The organism is Paenibacillus sp. E194 (assembly GCF_000935845.1).
GTDB classification, from domain to species: domain Bacteria; phylum Bacillota; class Bacilli; order Paenibacillales; family Paenibacillaceae; genus Paenibacillus_B; species Paenibacillus_B alvei_B.
Genome location: NZ_JMDX01000429.1, coordinates 1 through 2529 on the forward strand (window position 1 = coordinate 1; position 2529 = coordinate 2529).

General features: G+C 37.5%; 3 protein-coding genes. All 3 read right to left on the reverse strand.

Features of this window, described 5'->3' with window-relative positions; all coding sequences use genetic code 11:
* Positions 1-712, reverse strand: a 712-nt coding sequence (locus AZ66_RS28510; protein ID WP_044358018.1) for a pentapeptide repeat-containing protein, incomplete at its 3' end; no start/stop codon positions are given.
* 24 nt (positions 713-736) lie between these two features.
* Entirely contained in the window at positions 737-1519 is a 783-nt protein-coding gene (locus AZ66_RS28515; protein ID WP_044358019.1) for a hypothetical protein, read from the reverse strand.
* A 48-nt stretch (positions 1520-1567) separates the two neighbouring features.
* Positions 1568-2524, reverse strand: coding sequence for an ADP-ribosyltransferase (locus tag AZ66_RS32235; protein WP_331436945.1), 957 nt, complete (start codon positions 2522-2524; stop codon positions 1568-1570).
* Between the last annotated feature and the right edge of the window lie 5 nt (positions 2525-2529).

Here is a 2529-nt window from a genome sequence, read left to right on the forward strand (position 1 = left end):
AGATCATCTTTAATACTTGTTCCTTAACACTTTTGTCAAACTTAGCCCCGTCCACATTCACTCCCTTCCAAACTACATTGTCAAGTTTGGCGCCTGTAAAATCAACTCCTGTAAAAATTCCATTACAAAGTATAGCTCCTGTTAAGTCTACACTTGCAAAGTTAGCATTTTTAGCATCTACTTTAGATAAATTAGCATTTCTAAAATCTGTCCCTTCAAAATTACCATCTGTGATATTAGCACTACTTAAATCAGCATTAGAGCAACTTGCTTGTTTAGCATTGATCCCAGATAAATTTGCATTACGAAAGGTAGCATTAATTAAAGTTGATCCTATTAGTTCTCCATGGGATAAATCGACTTCGTCAAGACAAGTTTCTAAGCACATACTTATATTCATTTTTGCATATTTCATATTTGCTTTTTGGAAGTTTGCCCTACTAAGGACACAGTCTGCAATGTCGATACCCTCTAAATTACAACTTCTGAAGTCAGCTGATTCAAAATCACAATCTAGAAACGACGCTCTAAGTAACGAGGACGCTCTTAACATGACTCGTTTTGCAATGATACCATCTGCCATAACTTTTGACAGGTCTAAAAAAGTGAGATCCATATCACTCATATCCAATCCATCGATAACCTCATCATTGAATTTGGATCTATTTAATACTTCTATAACTCTTGTTCTACTATTACTATTCTCATCCATTATTAATTTCACTTCCTTGCATATTTATTCGTCTTTTAAGAAATCCTTCCAAGCGGCATTAGGGCAGAACGATACGCCCATCCGATCCTCATCAAAACTTGGTATAGCCATTACTTGAGCGGATTCCAAATATTTCATTACACTCAACCAACTATCAAGTAACGTGTCATTATCAGTTTCTAATGGTCGATTCAAAATATCGATACAAATACCACCCCAGTTAAGTTCTGATACAACTCCTGGACTATTTAGCAACAACCCTTCACCAAACATTTCCAAAACGTGACTACTAAAGTATGTCCTCGCCCCTATCCCCAAGGGGCCATTTGGAAGATATCTAACTGGCACAGGATAAGAACATATATCCATCCACATATGCAGGCGTTCACGCTCAGTATTCCAAGGATATGATGAAGGCCAAAAAATATGTGTCACTCCATAACATGGTTTTACAATTTCTGCGATCCGATCAGATAACTCAAAAAAAGCTGACCACATTTTTGGCGGCATAGATTTATGAAAATCAAACTTCAAAAATGAACGTGGACTCCAGTTGACTTCAAAGCTCCCTGTGTATTTCACAGTTTTATCACGATGAAGATAAATTTCAGCTACCTTATGCTCTGAAGTTACTTTTTCAAGAATTTCATTACGATTATATTCGACCCTTACCATTTCACTGTTGCCCCAATGGGTAGGAGCAAATTTTTCGTTTGACTCAAAGACATCCAAAATATGACCTAGTATATCTTCTTTGTTTAAAGATACCGTAGGATACATTGTAATTGAAAATAAATCAGGTTTCATATCATATCCTCCTTACCGCTAAAGAATAAAATTTTTAATAATGATTATTCATAGCTTTTTCCATCTACCTCCACCAGGTAAACGTGGATTAGGTTCCCATTTGTGAGTCACTTTTCCGCTATTCGGATCGGTATAGTAAATATCACTTTTGTCTCCTAAAGGCCCGCTTGGTCTTGGCTTAGGAGGAATAGCATTTAAATCAGGTTTGTCACTTGATATTGTTACAACATGGCGACCGTTTTTATCTCTAAGCATTTCTCTTTCAGCTCTAATTTGACTGTCGTTATGAACAATTTGGTCTTCACCTGCTTTGTGTTTGTGGTCATGAACTAAATCAATTTCGCCCTTATTATTTCGAGCTATACTATCTGGGCGTGTAACATGACCTTCACTAGATGTATACGTAACGACCTCGTCGGCATTATTATCCTCTAATTTACGATCAAGATGTTCTTCCAAAGCCTTTCTACCTTTTATTTCTTCTTCTCTTCCACGCTCCCTATTCTTTCTTAGACGCTCATTGATAGTATCCCAATCTTTACGATTTAAAGGTTTTTCACCTCTATTTTCCTTTTCCTCACGGTGACGTTCATATCTAGCATCATCCGCTGCCTTCTGATCTCCACGTGCTTTAGCTTCATCTATTTTTTGTCTATAATGCTTCTCTTGTTCTGGAGTCAAACCGTTTTTGTTTAATTTTTCATTACCATTATTCCCGGTACCGCTTGAATTCTTACTTTTACCCATTGCACCTGATGAATTCTCCGGCTCGGTCCCCGAATAATATTTCCGCACCTCAATCTGATTCTTCGTCGGTTCAAGAGGCTTCTGCGTTGACGATTTATAGTTTACATCTGGCCCATCATACGCCAGCTTATTCTTGGACAGTTGCCCAACAGACTTTTGTAAAGCTTCAAATCTATCATTGATAAACGTCTTTGCTTGACCCCAGTTTACCTTAATTCCCTTAATATTGCTTCCTTTCGATATTCCTTGCGGCTTGATTGGCG